Origin of the sequence: Microbacterium rhizomatis (genome assembly GCF_008710745.1) — a bacterium.
GTDB lineage: Bacteria > Actinomycetota > Actinomycetes > Actinomycetales > Microbacteriaceae > Microbacterium > Microbacterium rhizomatis.
On record NZ_VYSA01000001.1, the window covers coordinates 255,113 to 272,429 of the forward strand.

Genomic DNA, 17,317 nt, shown 5'->3' on the forward strand with positions numbered 1-17,317 from the left:
TCGCGAGAACCCATCCCTCGCGAACGTCAAGGAGCCCACCGTGATCGACATCGACCCCAACGGCACCGGCCTGCCCGGTATCGAGCAGCTGCGCACCATCGTCGGCGCGATCATGACCGTGGGCCTGATCCTCAGCGTCCTGGCCCTGATCGTCTCGGCGATCATCTGGGGCTTCGGCGCGAACAGCAGCAACCCCCACCTCGCCAGCCGCGGCAAGGTCGGCGTCCTGGTCAGCTGCGGCGCGGCGATCATCTGCGGCGCGAGCGTCACCCTCATCAACTTCTTCTGGAACGTGGGCCAGAGCGTATGACGGGCCGCCCGAGCGCGCACCGGGAGCGCCGCCCATGAGCGTGTGCGACATCCCCGTGATCTCCGGCGTCTGCGACGCCGTCGGCGAAGGCGTCGCCTCCCTGGTCGCCGCGCCGTTCGACTGGCTCGCGCAGGCAATGGGCGCCGCCGCGGGATGGCTGTTCGAGGCCGTGTGGTCCGTGTTCGACACCACGACCCTCGTCGACGTCACCGGCGCCGAGTACGTCGGCGTCTACAACCTGCTGTTCGGCGTCGCCATCTTCGTGATGCTCATCTTCTTCTGCCTCCAGCTCATCACCGGCCTGATCCGCCGCGACCCCGGCGCGTTGCCCCGTGCCGCGCTGGGGCTGGCGAAATCCGTGCTCGGCTCCTTCGTCGTCCTCACCCTGACCGGGACGCTGCTGGAAATCACCGACCAGTTGTGCATCGGCATCGTCCAAGCCACCGGCAACTCGATGGAAGACATGGGCGACAAGATCGCCCTCCTCGGCGGGGCGCTGGCCGGCATCAACATCGCCGCCCCCGGCGTCGGCGCGATCATCACGATCTTCTTGGCAGGGCTTGCGATCTCCGCCGCCGCGATCGTGTGGTTCTCCCTGCTCGTGCGCAAAGCGCTGCTGCTGGTCGCGATCGTATTCGCCCCGGTCGCCCTGGCCGGCGCGTCATGGGATGCGACCCGCGGCTGGTTCGGCAAGTGGGCGACGTTCGTGATCGCCCTGATCCTGTCCAAACTCGTCCTCGTCGTCGTCTTCCTCGTCGCCGTCGCCCAGGTCTCCCAACCAATCGACCTCGACCTCGCCTCCATCAGCGACCCGATCGCCGGCGTCGTCCTCATGCTCGTCGCCGCGTTCGCGCCGTACATGACCTACAAGTTCATCTCCTTCGTCGGGTTCGACATGTACCACGCGATGTCGGCCGAACAGGAGGCCAAGTCCGCCATGAACCGGCCCGTGCCGGTCCCGAGCGGGGGCGGTAACGGCGCGTCCCCGAAGAAGATCCTCGACGGCGGCGACGCCCCCTCTGGTGGCGGCCGGCCTGCGGCCCCCACCGGGGCACCCCCGAGCGGGACCGGGGGTGGCAGCGCATCAGCGGGTGGAGCGGGCGCCGGCGCACAGGCTGGAGCCGCCGCTCCCGCTGGTGGCGCCGCCGCCTCGGGCGGAGGCGCCGGCGCGGGTGCTGCGGGCGGTGGTGCGGCCGCGGCGGGTGGCGGCGCGGCCGCTGCAGGTCCGATCGGCGCGGCCGTCGTTGTCGGCGCGAAGGTCGCAGGAGCCGCCGCGACTGCCGGACCCAAGGCCGGCAACGCCGTCGCCGCCGCAGTCGGTGGGCACGCAGACGCCGCCGAGCCGACCGCGCCCACCCCGGCCGCACCGCCGAGCAGCCCGCCGTCCGCTCCGGCGCGGCCGGCCGCGCCGGCATCGCCGCCGCCACGGCAGCCCGACCCGCCGGCCCGTCCGCAGCCCCCGGCGAAGAAGGAGTAGGTCATGGCATCTCGCACCCGAGGCGGCCATCGAGACGAACCCGAGCTGCACCCCGTGAAGTTCAGCCGGCTCACCCGCCGCGGCGTGCTGCTGGGCCTGTCGCTGTCGCAACTGCTCGTCCTCGCCGTCGCGGCGCTGTCGATCGTCGTCGCCCTCTACATGGGCGGCGGCATCCTGCTGGCCTACGCCGCCCCGATCTGCCTGCTCTGCGCCGTGCTGGCCTGGGTGCCTGCCGGCGGCCGGAAGCTCATCGAGTGGGTGCCGATCGCGTTGCGCTGGGTCTGGCGGACCACGGGCGGGCAACTGCTGTTCCGCGCCCGGATCGTCAAGCCTCGCCCGGCCGGCACGCTCGCTCTGCCCGGCGACGCCGCGGCGCTGCGAGAGTACCTCGACCCGGCGACTGACGCCGCGATGATCCACGACCCGCACGCCCAGACCCTGACGGCGGTGCTGACCGTAACCCATCCCGCGTTCGTGCTGCTGGACCCCAGCGAGCAGGAGCGCCGCGTCACGGGCTGGGGTCGGGTGCTGGCGACCTGCTGCCGGTCGGGACGGCTCGCGCGCGTGCAAGTGTTGGAGCGCACGCTGCCCGACTCCGGCAGCGGCCTGGCCGAGTGGTGGTCCGAGCACGGCCGCGCCGACGGCTCGTGGACCTCGACCGTGTACGCCGAGCTCATCGACCGCGCCGGCCCCGCCGGGGAGCTGCACGCCACGACGCTCTCGGTCGCGCTCGACATGCGCGCCGCAGCCCGCGCGATCCGCACCGCTGGCGGCGGGATGAGGGGCGCCGCCGCCGTGCTGCGCCAGGAAATGACCACCCTGTCCGCTGCGTTGCGCGCCGCGGACCTGACCCCTTCGGAGTGGGCCGGCCCCGGCGAGATCGCCGTCATGCTGCGCTCGGCGTATGACCCAGCCGTCGCGGCGACCCTGGAACGGCACCGCGACCTCGGCCGCAACCTCGCCACAGCCGGCCCCGTCGCACTCACCGAGAGCTGGCAGCACCTGCGCTCAGACTCCGCTTTCCACGCGGTGCTGTGGATCACCGAATGGCCCCGGTCGCTGGTGTATCCGGGGTTCCTCGCCCCGATCCTGCTGTCCTCGGGCGTGCGGCGCGCGTTCTCGCTGATCGCCACCCCGATCCGCTCCGACCAGGCCGCCCGCGACATCCGCAAGAAGAAGACCGAGTACATCAGCGACGCACACCAGCGTCAGCGGATCGGCCAGATCGAGGATGCGCAGCAGTCCGCCGAGTTCGAGGATGTCCTCCAGCAGGAAGCGGACCTAACCAGCGGCCACGGCATCCTGCGCTACACGGGCCTGATCGCCGTGTCCGCGCCGACCCTCGACGAGCTGGAGGGCGCCGTGTCCGCCCTCGAGCAGGCAGCGATCCAGGCGTCGTGCGAGACGCGCCGCCTGGTCGGGCAGCAGGCGGCCGCGTTCGCCGCCGCCGCACTGCCGCTGTGCCGCACCGTCTGACCGGCCCCGCGCACCTGTCTTCCGACAGCCCATCCACCGGAGGACAACGCCATGCCGACTCTGACCGACCCGCTCGCGGACGCCAAGGAGAGCGCCGTCGCGCTGCGTGGCCTCGCGCACGCCACGCGGGACATGCCGCCGACCAGCACCTACCCGGTCCTCGGCGAGCTGATCGCCGGCACCCGGTCGCTGCGGCAGGTGCTCGACCAGCTCACCCGCAGCCACGTCGACGCCCATGAGCTCGCCCGCACCGACGACGGCGACCCGTTCCTCGGCCGGGTCTACGCGCTCGCCGCCGCCGACGCACTCAACCTCGCCGCGAACGCGCTCGACGAGGTGCAGGTGCGGCTCGACCTGGCTTCGCAGCACGCCTCCCGGATCGCCTGGCAGCCCGCCGGCGTCGACCTGGCCGGGATCGCCGTCGACGGCCCGACCCGCGCGCCGGAGGCGGCGCCACGGTGGGTGAGCGTCGTGTTCCTCCAGGGCGAGGAGGCCGACGAGGTGCTGACCCTCATCGACCGGGACGGACCCGACGCGGCCGTCGCGCACCTGGCCCAGTGGGACTACGGGCGGGAGACGACCGACGCAGCCCTGGTCAACGGGTACGTCTACGACGCCCCGCCCGTCGGGGCGCTGGACCGCTCGGTCACGGTCGCCGAGTACACGCTGACCTACAACCCGACCCTCGGGCACGTCAGCCTGCTGCGAACGCATGACGCCCCGCCGGACCCGGCGCTCGCCGAGCCCGCGCCGGTCGTGCCGGCCGGGCGGACGCGGCCCGCCGACCCGCGCCTGTTCGGTGCTGCCGCGCAGAGCGCACGGCCCGGTCAGGGCCTCGCGCTGTGACCGGTCAGGATGACGGACGCCTGCACACCAGCGTGCTCGTCTCGCCGCAGAACGAGCGCCGCAAGCACCGCAAGGCCCGCGCGCGGGCCGCAGCGGAGCTGCTCGCCGAGCAACAGCGCGCCCGCAAGCTGCAGGCGCACCAGCGGTGGGAGGCCGAGCGTACCGAACGCCGACGCACCACCTACCTCCCGCCTGCCGGGGAGGCCGGCCCGGCGGCGCTGCGCACCCCCGGCCGGTTGCGGCTGCCGCGCCACCAGGACACTTCGGCGACGCTGGCCGGGGCGTACCCGTTCCTCGCCGAAGGCGGCCTCGGCTCCGCCGGTGTCTTCGTCGGGCAGGATCTCTACTCCGGCGGCAGTTTCGTCTACGACCCGTGGGTCTTATACGCGCGTGGCGTCATCACGGCCCCGAACATCGTCGTGGCCGGGATCGTTGGCTCGGGCAAGTCGTCCCTGGTGAAGTCCCTCTACACGAGGTCGATCGCGTTCGGACGTCGCGTGTACGTGCCGGGCGACCCCAAGGGAGAGCACACCGCGGTCGCCGAGGCTGTCGGCGGCAAGGCGATCGTGCTCGGGCACGGGCTGCGCAACCGGCTCAACCCGCTCGACGAGGGGCACCGGCCTTCCGACGTGTCCGACAGCGAATGGGCGACCCAGGTCGCCGCACGCCGCCGTGACCTGATCGGTGCGCTGACCGAGACGGTGCTGGACCGGCGGCTGACCCCGCTGGAGCACACCGCGATCGACATCGCCCTGGCCGACGCCGTGCGATCGGCCGAGACGCCGATCCTGCCGATGGTCGTGGACCGCATCCTGAACCCGGCTGCTGCTGACGACCCGGACGGACGTCTCGCCGAGGACGGACGTCTGGCCGGGCACGCGCTGCGCCGGCTCGTCGCCGGCGACCTCGCCGGGCTGTTCGACGGCCCCTCGACCGTCAGCTTCGACCCGTCGCTGCCGATGGTCAGCCTCGACCTATCCCGCGTCGCGGAGAACAGCACCCTGATCTCGGTGCTGATGACGTGCTCCTCGGCGTGGATGGAGGCCGCGCTGTTGGACCCGAACGGCGGGCAACGGTGGGTGATCTACGACGAGGCATGGCGGCTCATGTCCCATGCCCCGCTGCTGCGCCGCATGGACGCACAATGGCGGCTCGCCCGTCACTACGGCATCGCAAATGCGCTCGTGTTCCACAAGCTCACCGACCTGGACAACGTAGGCGACAGCGGCTCGGCGATGCGCGCCCTGGCCTCCTCGCTGCTCGCCAATGCGGAGACGAGGATTATCTACCGCCAGGAGAGCGACCAACTCGGCGTCACCGGCGAGATCCTCGGGCTGACCGGCACCGAGCAGAAACTGCTGCCCACCCTCGGCACCGGGCAAGGGCTCTGGCGAGTCAAGGATCACTCCTACGTCACGCAGCATCAGCTGCACCCGGCCGAGCTCGAACTGTTCAACACGGCCACCCGCATGACCGGGGGCGTGGCGTGAAGCCCCGCTACCGGCGCGGCAGCGACGCGGCCGACGAGCCCGACAACACGGCGATGACCGCCCAGCCGATCATCCACGTCCCGCACGTCCGGGTCGACGTCGCACCCGACGGTGCCCTGGCCGTCACGGTCGACGGCGCTCCGCTCACCCCACCGGAGGCGCTGTCGCCGCTGCGGCGCGACACCTTCGGGGCGCTCGCCGACCACCTCACCACCGCCCTCAACGGGCCGATCCGCGTCGAGGTGTGTGAGGCGGACGGCTCGACCTTCACCGACATCCTCACGCCACCGCGCCGCCGGAGCCGCTTCGCCCCTCCCGAGCCTGCCTTTCCCCAGCAGGCTTCGGCTCCGGCGGCTGCGGTCCCTGCGCTGCTCGAGGTGAGCGCGGACGGGTTCGTGCCCGGCGAGGACGTCGCCCTGGCCGTCATCGTCGCCCACTCCGACGCCGGCCCGACCGGGCACGGCCGCGCCCTGCTGCAACGGCACCTGCTCGAGCTGGCCCCGACACGCGAGGTGCTGCTGCTAGGCCGCATCTCCGGCACCCTGTCCGTCCACCATCCCGACCGGGACCGCCCGTGAGCACGACGACGGGACGCGGCCCCGAAGACCTGCTCGCGAACCTCGGCATCGGCCTACTCGTCGCCGTCGCCGGATTCGCCGGGGTGCTTCGGGTCGCCGGGGCGATCGCGGCGTTCCTGACCGGGGCGCCACAGCCGGCAGGCGGCATCGAGGCCGGCCTCGGCGTGCTGCTGCGTCCCGGCGACCCCGGCGATCCACTGGGCGCGCCGAGGCTGAACCCGGTCGTCTACTGGATCGTCACGGCCCTGCTGCTCGCCGTCCTCGGCGTCGCAGGCTGGTGGGGCTGGTCGCTGCTGCGCCGGCACTCGACGACGACCCGCCGCGACCCACACCGCATCCAGGGCACCGCGACCGGAGCGGAGGTCGCCCAGGCCGCCTCCAGCCGGGCGCTTCTGCGCCGCGCCTCCACGCTTCGCCCGTCCCTCTCGGAGCCGAAGCCGGCCGACGTCGGCTACCTGCTCGGCCGCTCGCACGGGCGCCAAGTGTGGGCGTCGGTGGAGGACAGCATCCTGCTGATCGGCCCGCCTCGGGCGGGCAAGGGCATGTTCGTCGCGATCAACGCCATCCTCGACGCCCCGGGCGCGGTCGTGACCACCTCGACCCGACCCGACAACCTCACCGCAACGCTTCGCGCAAGGCTCCGGCGCGGCCCCGTCGCGGTGTTCGACCCGCAGCACCTGGCCGAAGGCGTGCCGGCGGGGCTGCGCTGGTCGCCCGTGCGCGGCTGCGAGACCCCGCTGACGGCGATGATCCGTGCGACGGGCCTGGCCGCCGGCACCGGGCTTTCCTCGGGCGGAGTCGAGGGCGGCGGGTTCTGGGAGGGCAAGACACGCACCGCGCTCCAGGCGCTGCTGCACGCCGCGGCTCTCGACGGCCGCGGGGCCGCCGAGCTGTTCCGCTGGACCCTGGACCCGACTGCCGCCGCCGAGGCCGTCGCGATCCTCACCGCCCACCCGCAGGCGGCGACCGGATGGGCCGAGTCGCTGGAGGCGATGATCCACGCCGACCCCCGCACCCGCGACTCGATCTGGCAAGGCGTCTCCCTCGCGTTGAGCTGCCTGGCCGACCCGCGCGTGCTGGAAGCGGTCACCCCGCGCCCCGGCGAGGACTTCGACCCCGCGGCGTTCCTCACCCAGCGCGGGACGCTCTACCTGCTGGCGACCTCCGCGGGCGCCGGCGGTTCCTCGGCGCTGGTGTCCGCGTTCGTCGAAGACCTTGTGGAGACCGCCAGGCACCTGGCCGCGACCTCACCCGGCGCTCGCCTGGACCCGCCGCTGCTGCTCGCGCTGGACGAGATCGGGAACCTCGCGCCCCTGCCGAGCCTGCCCACGCTGATGGCGGAGGGGGGCGGCACCGGGATCACGACCATGCCCGTGTTGCAATCCCTCGCCCAGGCGCGGGAGAAGTGGGGCGAAAACGCCGCCGCGGCGATCTGGGACGCCTCCATCGTCAAGATCGTCCTCGGCGGCGCGTCCGGCTCACGCGACCTGCAAGACCTGTCGACCCTCATCGGGGAGCGGGACGAGACCACCCACTCGGACACGATCGGCGACCGCGGATCGCGCTCCTCGCAACGCTCCGTGCGCCGCGTGGCCGTGATGCCGCCCGAGACGATCAGAACCTTGCCGTTCGGCACCGGGATCACACTGCTGCGCTCGGCCCCGCCCATCGTCACCGATCTGCGGTCGTGGACGAGCCGCGAGGACGCCGCGACGCTGAAGGCCGACCGTGCCGAGATCGAGGCATCGCTGCGTCGTCCCGCATGACTGGCAGCGGGCGCGCACCTGCCTGATGGGAACGGCCGCGGCTGGCGGCTGTCACGACAGGCAAGGAGCACGACGTGAGCATCCAGACCCAGCAGTCACTGACCGGGTTCATCGCGACCGAGCCGCAGCTGACCACGACCTCCAAGGGCCAGGCCCGGTTCTACGCCAGGGTCGGTGTGCGGCATCAGCGCGTGGAGCCGGACGGCACCACGACCGACCTCGAGCCGACGTTCCACCACCTCGTCCTGTTCCGCGCCGCCGCTAAGCGCGCTCACGCCCAGTTCGCAAAGGACGACAGCTTCGTCGCCAGCGGCCGCGTTCACGCCTTCACGTACGAGCGGGACGGGAAGACGGTCCCCGACGAGGAGTTCATCGCGACCGCGATCGGGCACGACAGCCTGCGCACCCGGTACGGCGTCGACCGCAGCCGACGCGCCGGGCAGGCCGTGGAGGCGGACGCCGCCGAGCGCCCCTCGCCGCGACCGCGCCGCAAGCCGGCCCCGATCGGCGACGCGCCGCAGCGCCCGTCCGCAGAGTCCACCGCGGTCGCCCTCTGAAGGACGGGCCTGCCATGAGCACCCCCGACGAGACCCTGCGCGAGCCTGCGCCCGACGCGGGTCCCGAGTTGCTGCCGGAGCCGCCGCACCCGGTGAACTGGAACATCCTGACCGCCGACGAGGCCGAGACCGAGTGGCTGGAGCTCAACGCCTGGGTGAACTGGCTGCGCCGCACCTACGGGCTGCCGGCCGCGGTGATCCCGCCGCTGTGGCACCGGCACCCCGAGCTCGTATGGGAACTGAGCGCCCTGCACCTGCACTGGCTGGGCGCCTACGACCCGGAGCAGAACGGTTCCGCGCCGCTGGGCTGGCACCGGGACTTCGCCGACGCCCGGCACCGGCTGCGCGAGTGGGTCGCCGCATCCGGCACCCGCCTGGACCGCGACCGCCCGACCCGGCAGACCGTGTGGCCCGGCGAGGAACCCGCCGCGCCGGTCGAGGAGACCCCGATCACCGACCGGGACGCGGACTTCGTGCAGCACGTCCTCGACGACGTTGCCCGACGCCGGGCGGCCGAGGACGAGTTCTACCGCAACCTCGACCCGGACACGGGCGAGATCCACCCCTGAGCGTCGGCGTCCGATCACGGGAGCATCCATGCCAGTCTCGCCGCGCAGTCCTGACGCGGAGGCGACCTGATGGCCGCGCGCCGCAACCGCGACCCGCACCCGGGTCAGCTCGCGTTCGACCTGTGGGGGCTGGACGAGCGCACCGCCGACGAGTCGCTGGCCGGCGCGCTCGCATCCGAGGTGCCGGACGAGGCGGCCGGGGAGGAACACGCCGATGAACAAGTACGCGGCAGCAGCCCGAGCGCATTGGGAGAAGACGGCCCCGACGAGGCTTCACGCACTGGAGAACCCGGAGGAGTTTTTCACGAACCTGGGCCTTCAGGTGCAGGCGGAAGTGTCGGACCTGACGGCGATGCTGGCTGGGACGCGCTCTTCGGAGCAGAATTACTTGCAGGAGGTCGCCCGGCTGGTGACGGCCCGGCGGATAGCGGAGGAGGTCGTGATGGCACAGCTGGTGTGGATCGGCGACCCGGAGCTGCCGCTGGAGCAGGCCCGCGAGGAATGGGAGCAGACCCGGACCTCAGACGACAACCTCGTGACCTGGGCCGAGCGGATGCAGGACTCCCCGGACTTGATGCCCTCGACGGTCGAGCTGGAGCAGATGGCGGCCGACTGGGCGGTGCCGGTGACGTTCCTCGAGGGCCTGGTGGCGACCGAGCCGCCGCGGGACTACCTGCGGGAGAACGAGGCGGTACTTCAGGAGGCGGCGACGATTCGCTTCCTGCGCGAACTGAGCTAGCCGCCCCAGCCAGGTTCGTCCCCGCCTCGCAGGACGACCTGGCGCCCTCCGGGCAGAAGGCCAGGTTCCAGGCGAACACCGCCGCGATCCGGCTCGCGCGCACGCTGGCCGCCGAGGACCGGGCCGCGACCGCGGAGGAGCAGCAGGTGCTCGCCCGCTGGTCGAGCTGGGGGGCGCTGCCCGATGTGTTCGACGCGGCCAAGGACGGCTGGGACGCCGAGCGCGCCGAGCTGCGTGGCCTGCTGGACGAGACGGAGTGGGACGCCGCGGCGCGCACGACGATCAACGCCCACTACACCGACCCGTTGATCGTCCGGCAGATGTGGCGAGCGATGAGCGCGCTCGGCTTCGCCGGCGGCGCCGTGCTGGAACCCGGCTCCGGGGCGGGGACGTTCATCGGCCTCGCACCGGCGACGGCGCAGATGACCGGCGTGGAGCTGGACCCGGTGACCGCGGCGATCAGCCAGGGCCTCTACCCGCACGCGACAATCCGCGCCGAGTCGTTCGCCGACACCCGCATGCCCGAAGCGCACTTCGACGCCGCGATCGGCAACGTGCCGTTCGCCGGCGTCGTCCTGCACGATCCGGTCCACAACGGCACCAAGCAGACGATGCACAACCACTTCATCCTCAAGTCGCTGCGGCTGACCCGGCCCGGCGGGCTCGTCGCGGTGCTGACCTCGCACTACACGATGGACGCGCAGAACCCCGGCGCGCGCCGGGAGATGAACGCCCTGGCGGATCTCGTCGGGGCGATCCGCCTGCCCACCGGCGCGCACCGCCGCGCGGCAGGCACGGAGGTGCTCACCGACCTGCTCATCTTCCGCCGCCGCGAGGACGACCGACCGCCAGCCGACGACCTGTGGGAGACCGTCACGCCGGTCAACATCGACGGGCGGCTGGTGAAGATCAACGCCTACTTCGACCACCGGCCAGAGCGGATGCTCGGCACCGTCGGCGTGCAGCAGGGCATGTACGGGGCGGACACGCTCACCGTCACCGGCGACCTCGCCGAGCTGGAGAGCACACTGGCACTCGCCGTGGACGAGATCGTGTTCGCCGGGCGCCGGCTCGGGCTGACGATGAGCGAACGCACCGAGGCGCAGCAATCCCGCCGTGCCGCGTTCACCCCGTCGGCGCCGGCCGCGTGGGACGGCAGCATCGTCCCGGTCGACGGCGGCGAGTTCGCGACCGTCGCCTCCGGCGCGCTGGAACCGTTCGCCGTACCCAGGTCGGCGGCGACCGAGCTGCGCTCCCTCCTCGGGCTGCGCGACCGCGCCACGGCCCTGCTAACCCTGGAATCGGCCACGGTGGACGACACGGCCGAGGTCACCGAGGCGCGGGCCGCGCTGCGACGCGACTACCAGAAGTACCTCGGCAAGTACGGCCCTCTCAACCGCTACACGCTGCGTCCGACCGGGCGCCAGAACCCGGCCGGGGACGACACCTACGCGCGGATCGTGCCGACCCCGATCCGGCTGCTGCGCTCCGACCCGTTCGGACCCCTGGTGCTCGCCCTGGAGCAGTTCGACGACACCGAGCAGACGGCCACTCCGGCGGCGATCATGACCCGCCGCGTCGTCGCCCCGCGCCCAGAGGTACAGGGAGTGGAGACGCCCGCCGACGCGATCGCGGTGAGCCTGGACCGCACCGGCGGCATCGACCTGACCCTCATCGCCGACCTGCTGGGGATGCCTGAGCACGAGGCCCGTCCGGCGCTGGACGGGATGGTGTTCACCGATCCGGTCGGCGGCGAGCTCGTTCACGCCCCCGCCTACCTGTCCGGCGACGTGCGCGGGAAGCTCGAGGCCGCCAAGGCGCGCGCAGCCGACGAGCCCGCGTTCCAGGCGAACGTCGACGCGCTGACGGCCGTGCTGCCGGCCGCGCTCGGCGTGGAGGACATCACCGCCCGGCTGGGCGCCGTGTGGATCAGCGAACGCATCCACGAGGTCTTCCTCAACGCGATCCTGAAGACCTCCGACGTGCGGGTGGAGAATTCGCTGCCGGGCATGTGGGAGGTCCGCGGCGGTCGGGCAGGCGTGCTGTCCACGAGCGAATGGGGCACCGAGCGGCGCCCCGCGCCCGACATCGCCCAGGCCGTCATGGAGCAGAAGACCCTGCTCGTCTACGACGAGGTGGAAGACGTCGGCGGGAAGGTCCGTCGCGTCCTGAACCCGATCGAGACGACGGCCGCGCAGGAGAAGGCCGACCTCATCCAGGAGCGGTTCGGCGAGTGGGTGTGGGAAGACCCCGCCCGCGCCGCCGCGCTCGTGGACGAGTATAACCGGCGCTTCAACTCGATCGTGCTGCGCGATTACAGCGAGGCCGGCGACTACCTCTCGCTGCCCGGCATGGCGGCGAGCTTCGAGCCGCGCCCGCATCAGCGCGCCGCGGTCGCCCGCATGATCGCCGAGCCCTCGGCCGGGTTGTTCCACGAGGTCGGTGCCGGGAAGACCGCCGAGATGGTGATGGGCGCGATGGAGATGCGCCGCATGGGCCTGATCGCCAAGCCCGTCGTCGTCGTGCCCAATCACATGCTCGAACAGGTCGGCCGGGAGTGGCTGCAGATTTACCCGCAGGCGCGAATCCTCGCCGTCTCCAGCGGTGACCTGACCGCGGACAAGCGCCGCACCTTCGTCGCCCGCGCTGCGGCGAACGAGTGGGATGCCGTGATCTTGACCCAGGGGGCGTTCGCGAAGATCCCGCTGCGCACGGAGACCCAGCAGGCGTACATCCGCTCACAGGTCGATGACGTCAAGCAGGTGCTCGACCAGGCCGAGGGCGAGGACCGGATGAGCGTCAAGCGCATCCAGCGCAAGCTCCTGGCCCTGGAGAACAAGCTCAAGGACCGCACCGACACCGCCCGCGACGTCGGGGTCTGCTTCGAGGACACCGGCATCGACTACGTGATCGTCGACGAGATGCATATGTACAAGAACCTGGCGACGGAGTCCAACATCCGTGACGCCTCGATTGAGGGCTCGGACCGGGCGACCGATCTGCACATGAAGCTCGAGTATCTGCGCTCGCAAGGACGTGAGCGGGTCGTCACCGGGGCGACCGCGACGCCGATCTCCAACTCGGTCACCGAGGCATACGTGATGCAGCGCTACCTGCGTCCCGACCTGCTCGACGCGGCCGGGATCGGGGCGTTCGACGCCTGGGCGGCGACGTTCGGGCAGACCGTCACGCAGATGGAGATGGCCCCGACCGGGAACAACACGTTCCGCATGAAAACCCGCTTCGCGAAGTTCTCCAACGTGCCGGAGATGCTCAAGATGTGGTCGATCTTCGCCGACGTGAAGACCGCCGAAGACCTGCAACTGCCCACCCCCGACCTCGTTGCCCGCGACGACGGGCAGCGGGTGCCGGCCACGGTGCCGGTGCAGCCGACCGTGGAGCTCGAACGGTTCATCGAGCACCTGGGCGCGCGGGCGGAGAAGATCGCCGCGAAGGCGGTCCCGCCCAACGAGGACAACATGCTCAACGTGTCCACCGACGGCCGCAAGGCCGCGCTTGACATTCGCATGATCGTCCCCAACCGACCCTCCGGCCCGACGAAGATCGACGCCGCCGCCGACGCGATCCACCGGGTCTGGGAGCGCACGCGCGACAACGAGTACCTCGACGTCATCACCGGGCAGCCCTCGCCGGTGCGCGGGGCGTTGCAGCTTGTGTTCTCCGATATCGGCACGCCGAACCCCGACCGCTGGAACGCCTACGACGAGCTGCACGCCCAGCTCGTCCTGCGCGGGATGCCGGGCGAGGCGATCCGGTTCATGCACGAGGCCAAGACCGACACCGACAAGGCCCGCCTGTTCGCCGCCGCCCGCGCGGGGCACATCGCCGTGCTGCTCGGCTCGACCGAGAAGATGGGCGTGGGCACCAACGTCCAAGCAAGAGCGGTCGCGCTCTACCATCTGGACTGCCCGTGGCGTCCGTCCGACATCGCCCAGCGCGAGGGCCGGATCATGCGGCAGGGCAATCAGAACGCCGAGGTCGCGATCGTCCGATTCGTGACCGAGCGATCCTTCGACTCCTACATGTGGCAAGGCGTCGAGCGGAAGGCGACGTTCATCGCCCAGCTCATGCGGGGCCGGCTCGACACACGCGAGATCGAGGAGATCGACTCCTCGGCCCTGTCCGCCGCGGAAGCCAAGGCGATCAGCTCCGGCAACCCGCTGCTGCTGGAGCACTCCACGATCCAGAACGAGGTCACAAGGCTGCGCCGGCTGGAACGCGCCTACCACCGCAACGAGTCGATGCTCATCCACACCCGCGACCGTGCCCGCGGCGACGCGCGGCGCGCCGAGAACGACATCGAGCACCTGGAGGCCGCGGTGCCGCGCATCCGCGACACCTCCGGCGACAACTTCCGCATCGAGCTGCGCGGCACGCACTACGACTCGCGGGTCGACGCCGGGCACGCCCTCGCCCGGTGGGCGCACGACTCCGACCTGAAGTGGGCGCCCAAGTACGCGACCCGAGACTACGGCGTCATCGGACGCATCAGCGGATTCGACGTCCACCTGGGCACCCGCCCGATGCTCGGCGACCTGCTCATGGAGGTCAGGCTCGACGACGTGCCCCGCAGCGGCTTTACCATCTCCCGCGAGCTGTTCCTCGAGGGAGGCGTCGGCGTGATCCAGCGCATCGAGAACCGCGTCTCGGGCATCCCCACCCTGCTTGGGCACGCGCGCGACGACCTCGCCGTCGCCGAGCAGACCATCTCGGAGACCGAGGAACGCATCGGCCAGCCGTTCCGCTATGCGGCTGCCCTCGCCGATGCCGAGACGGACCTGAGCCGCGTCGAGGTACAGCTGGCCGCGATGCAGGATAGCGGCGAACAGCCGCCCGCCGTCGAGGAGGCGCGGATCACTGTGGAGGCCGTCCGCGCTCACCGGCCCGCGCTCGGGGTGCGGGCCGACCCCGACCGAGCGGTGGTCGACCTCGCCGTGGTCGAACGCTCGCTGGCCCCGCAGCGTGAAGGACCGCAGTTCGGCCTCTGACGCCGTGCGTCAGAACAAGGTCGGGGCGTCCGGGCGGGCCGCGGTCGGCCGCGCCCCGAACGACGAGGCCGGCGCCAGCCGGCGTGGGGAGCGCAGCGGCTCTTCTGGCATGAGGCGGCTCGCCAGCACCGCCTTGACGTCGCTCCACAGATCCGGGCGGTCCAGGTGCGCGTCCTTCTGGCAGTCGCGAGCCAGGTCGCTCAGGAACCGCTCACGCCTCGCCGGCGTCGACAACTGCTCGTCGTAGAATCCGTGAATGTCGTAGTGCGCGATGAAACCGAAGTAGCCGTGCGTCGAGAGCCCCAGATACAGCGGGCGCGTGAACTGCTCGCGAGGGAAGTCGTCGGCGATGAACCGCAGCAGCGAGTTCACGAACCGCGCCTTGCGTTCCGGGGTGCCCGAGCCCCAGCCCGAGTCGACGAACTGCTCCGGCCGGTATCGAGGGGTCGCCATGATGCTGCTCCGCTTCTTCGCCGCGGGCAGACGCCCGCACCATGAAGGTGCGCGTCGTCGAGGCGGGGGAGTTGCGCGCACCTGTACGTCATGGGCGAGACAAGAACCGACCATGCCGCTCCCGGAGGGCTCGCGAACGATCCGCTCCCGCCGACCTTCGACGTCGTGGCCTGGACGCGACAGGCATGCGAGGCGTCGGGGGTGCCGTTCGCCGTCGAAGACCCGGTAGTCCTGGGCCGACTCTGCGCGCTCATGGAGCATCCGGCCTGACCCAGCACCCTGCCGTCATGCCTTGAAGGTGAGCTCGACGCGCTCGGGTCGGAAGCGGGAACCACCGTTCGCGTAGGGCTGCACGACAAGACTGTCGACCAGCGCGGTCAGGATCGCCCGCTTCTGGGGAACCGTCCACTCGTGGTCCCAGGCGTGCCGCAGAGCCGCCTCATCGCCGATTGGGAGCCCTTTGAGGGCCGACCCACGGTTCACCCTTCCGAGAGCAAGTTCCGCGTCGTGTACGGCGCTCTGCGCCGCGACACGACCGGCGTGGTACTCGCTGCGGCTCAACATTCCTGCCCCGTAGTCACGGGCGAGGTCTTCCATCCGCTCGCGCGCGGCCAGGATGCGTCCCATAGCCGCCGCGACCGCGCCACCCGTCTCGGGAGTGTCGGCCGGGAGCGTGGTCGCGGCCAGGCGGGCGATCACCGCTTCCTTGACGACTGCTTCCAGACCGGAGGCGCTGACCGACAGACCGCCTCGTTCGGGGTGACCTGGAACGGGCATGCAGCGGTAGTAGCGACGCTTGGCGTCTGAGGGGCCATGGGTATTCTTGCCGGACACAAGTCCTGACCCGCACTTGCCGCAGGTGGCGATCGCCGAGAGCAGATTGATCGAGGACGCTCCGACGCGCCGGTCGGGGTTAGAGAGCATCGCCCTGATGCGGGTCGTTTCCTCCGGGGTGATGATCGCGGGCCAGTTCCCCGGCCCGAGAATCTCCCGTCCGTTGGGGGCGTCGCCGTGCCTCCGGCCAGGCTCATACGCTCGCTGTCCACTGATCCGTGCGGAGACGAGAATCGACTTCACCGTGGTCGCGTGCCACACGCCGAGCGTCTTCCCCGTGTTGGCCTGCGGTGCGGGGAACCCGGACTCTTCGTTCAGCCATGCGGTGATGGATCGCAGGGACTGGCCGGCCAGGAACCTGTCGGCCATTTCGCGGATGACCGCGGCCTGCTCGGGGATCAGCACGCCGCCGGTGCCGTAGCCGAACTTGGCCGCTCCGTGCCAGTCGCCGCGCTCGGCCTTCTGCCGGTTCGCGCGGCGGATGCGGTCTGCCTTGTGCCCGGACTCGTAGGCGGCCATCGCGACCAGCTGGCGCGCCATCAGCCGACCCTCGTGAGTGTTCAGGTCGAACGCCCCGCCCATGACTGCCTCGATGCGGATCGGATGCGTCTCCACGAGGTCGATCAAGTCCTCGAGCTCGCGGGGTCGCCGGTAAAGGCGGTCCACGTGCCACACCACGACCCGTGAGGGGCCGAGCTTGATCCGGGCGAGCATCCGTGCGAAGTCCGGTCGCTTCTTGTCGAGGTAGGCGGACGTGTCGTTGTCCATGAACACGTCGCCCTCGGCGACGTCCAAGCCCAGCCGGGCGCACAACGCGAGACAGTCGTCCCGCTGTCGCTCGACGCCGGCTTCCTCCCCGGTGCGGTCCTCACTGATCCGCAGATACACCAGCACCTGCTCCGTGATCGTGCTGCTACTGGTGGTCGTCGCCCTAAAGAGCATGGCGATCACCCCGATCGAATCCCTGCCTTGCAGACGTCGCGACCGGGCACCGAGTCAGTGCCCGGAGCATCACCGTTGAGGAACGATCGACAGTCAGACGGGCTCTCCCCAGCGTTACCGCCACCACTAGGTTGTTCTCGCGGCAGTACCGCTCAATGGCTCGTCGCTGCGCCCCCGTGCCCCCGCCAACGGGCCGCGTTCGAGCAACCCGCACGTACACCGCAACGTTCCTCTTGCCTTCGACATCCACGCCGATCACCTCCACTGACTA

Annotated in this window: 14 protein-coding genes; 12 read left to right on the forward strand and 2 right to left on the reverse strand. The window is 71.3% G+C overall.

The window, feature by feature from the left end:
• Positions 1 to 40 precede the first annotated feature (40 nt).
• The 11 genes from F6B43_RS01270 to F6B43_RS01320 all read left to right on the forward strand — a co-directional run bounded on the left by F6B43_RS01270 (position 41) and on the right by F6B43_RS01320 (position 14,817).
• Positions 41 to 310 (forward strand): DUF6112 family protein, encoded by a 270-nt coding sequence (locus tag F6B43_RS01270; protein ID WP_045249057.1) that lies wholly within the window; start codon positions 41 to 43, stop codon positions 308 to 310.
• A 34-nt stretch (positions 311 to 344) separates the two neighbouring features.
• Positions 345 to 1,787 carry a conjugal transfer protein TrbL gene (locus tag F6B43_RS01275; protein WP_150447140.1) on the forward strand — a complete coding sequence of 481 codons (1,443 nt, stop codon included), beginning with the start codon at positions 345 to 347 and terminating at the stop codon, positions 1,785 to 1,787.
• Between the two features lie 3 nt (positions 1,788 to 1,790).
• Positions 1,791 to 3,263, forward strand: coding sequence for an SCO6880 family protein (locus F6B43_RS01280; RefSeq protein WP_100345595.1), 1,473 nt, complete (start codon positions 1,791 to 1,793; stop codon positions 3,261 to 3,263).
• 51 nt (positions 3,264 to 3,314) lie between these two features.
• Entirely contained in the window at positions 3,315 to 4,109 is a 795-nt protein-coding gene (locus tag F6B43_RS01285; protein WP_100345594.1) for a hypothetical protein, read from the forward strand.
• On the forward strand, positions 4,106 to 5,599 hold the full coding sequence (locus F6B43_RS01290; RefSeq protein WP_150447141.1) for a TraC family protein: 1,494 nt from the start codon (positions 4,106 to 4,108) through the stop codon (positions 5,597 to 5,599). The genes F6B43_RS01285 and F6B43_RS01290 overlap by 4 nt, the downstream gene beginning before the upstream one ends.
• Positions 5,596 to 6,177, forward strand: coding sequence for a hypothetical protein (locus F6B43_RS01295; protein WP_246159740.1), 582 nt, complete (start codon positions 5,596 to 5,598; stop codon positions 6,175 to 6,177). Before F6B43_RS01290 ends, F6B43_RS01295 begins: the two co-directional genes overlap by 4 nt.
• Positions 6,174 to 7,943, forward strand: a complete 1,770-nt coding sequence (locus F6B43_RS01300) for a type IV secretory system conjugative DNA transfer family protein (protein ID WP_100345583.1) — start codon at positions 6,174 to 6,176, stop codon at positions 7,941 to 7,943. Before F6B43_RS01295 ends, F6B43_RS01300 begins: the two co-directional genes overlap by 4 nt.
• A 74-nt stretch (positions 7,944 to 8,017) precedes the next feature.
• Complete coding sequence (locus F6B43_RS01305) at positions 8,018 to 8,500, forward strand: single-stranded DNA-binding protein (RefSeq protein ID WP_100345582.1); 483 nt, start codon at positions 8,018 to 8,020, stop codon at positions 8,498 to 8,500.
• A 14-nt stretch (positions 8,501 to 8,514) separates the two neighbouring features.
• A complete protein-coding gene (locus F6B43_RS01310) occupies positions 8,515 to 9,069 on the forward strand; it encodes a hypothetical protein (protein ID WP_150447142.1) in 555 nt (184 codons plus the stop codon).
• Positions 9,070 to 9,283: 214 nt separating this feature from the next.
• Positions 9,284 to 9,808 carry a hypothetical protein gene (locus tag F6B43_RS01315; protein WP_100345580.1) on the forward strand — a complete coding sequence of 175 codons (525 nt, stop codon included), beginning with the start codon at positions 9,284 to 9,286 and terminating at the stop codon, positions 9,806 to 9,808.
• Positions 9,809 to 9,954: 146 nt separating this feature from the next.
• Positions 9,955 to 14,817, forward strand: coding sequence for a helicase-related protein (locus tag F6B43_RS01320; RefSeq protein WP_211294559.1), 4,863 nt, complete (start codon positions 9,955 to 9,957; stop codon positions 14,815 to 14,817).
• A gap of 9 nt (positions 14,818 to 14,826) precedes the next feature.
• On the opposite strand, the gene F6B43_RS01325 is transcribed toward F6B43_RS01320, so the two are convergent.
• Positions 14,827 to 15,270: a hypothetical protein gene (locus F6B43_RS01325; RefSeq protein WP_100345579.1), complete on the reverse strand. Its 444-nt coding sequence runs from the start codon at positions 15,268 to 15,270 to the stop codon at positions 14,827 to 14,829.
• 90 nt (positions 15,271 to 15,360) lie between these two features.
• On the opposite strand from F6B43_RS01325, the gene F6B43_RS01330 reads away from it, so the two are divergent.
• Entirely contained in the window at positions 15,361 to 15,540 is a 180-nt protein-coding gene (locus tag F6B43_RS01330) for a hypothetical protein (protein WP_100345578.1), read from the forward strand.
• 15 nt (positions 15,541 to 15,555) lie between these two features.
• Here the strand turns inward: F6B43_RS01330 and F6B43_RS01335 are convergent, their stop codons facing one another.
• Entirely contained in the window at positions 15,556 to 17,046 is a 1,491-nt protein-coding gene (locus F6B43_RS01335) for a recombinase family protein (protein ID WP_100345892.1), read from the reverse strand.
• Between the last annotated feature and the right edge of the window lie 271 nt (positions 17,047 to 17,317).

Excerpts from the sequence above, each read along its gene's own strand:
- F6B43_RS01330 (WP_100345578.1), top strand. The coding sequence starts at position 15,361 with ATGGGCGAGACAAGAACCGACCATGCCGCTCCCGGAGGGCTCGCGAAC.
- F6B43_RS01285 (WP_100345594.1), top strand. The coding sequence starts at position 3,315 with ATGCCGACTCTGACCGACCCGCTCGCGGACGCCAAGGAGAGCGCCGTC.
- F6B43_RS01310 (WP_150447142.1), top strand. The coding sequence starts at position 8,515 with ATGAGCACCCCCGACGAGACCCTGCGCGAGCCTGCGCCCGACGCGGGT.
- F6B43_RS01275 (WP_150447140.1), top strand. The coding sequence starts at position 345 with ATGAGCGTGTGCGACATCCCCGTGATCTCCGGCGTCTGCGACGCCGTC.
- F6B43_RS01325 (WP_100345579.1), bottom strand. The coding sequence starts at position 15,270 with ATGGCGACCCCTCGATACCGGCCGGAGCAGTTCGTCGACTCGGGCTGG.
- F6B43_RS01280 (WP_100345595.1), top strand. The coding sequence starts at position 1,791 with ATGGCATCTCGCACCCGAGGCGGCCATCGAGACGAACCCGAGCTGCAC.
- F6B43_RS01335 (WP_100345892.1), bottom strand. The coding sequence starts at position 17,046 with ATGCTCTTTAGGGCGACGACCACCAGTAGCAGCACGATCACGGAGCAG.
- F6B43_RS01315 (WP_100345580.1), top strand. The coding sequence starts at position 9,284 with ATGAACAAGTACGCGGCAGCAGCCCGAGCGCATTGGGAGAAGACGGCC.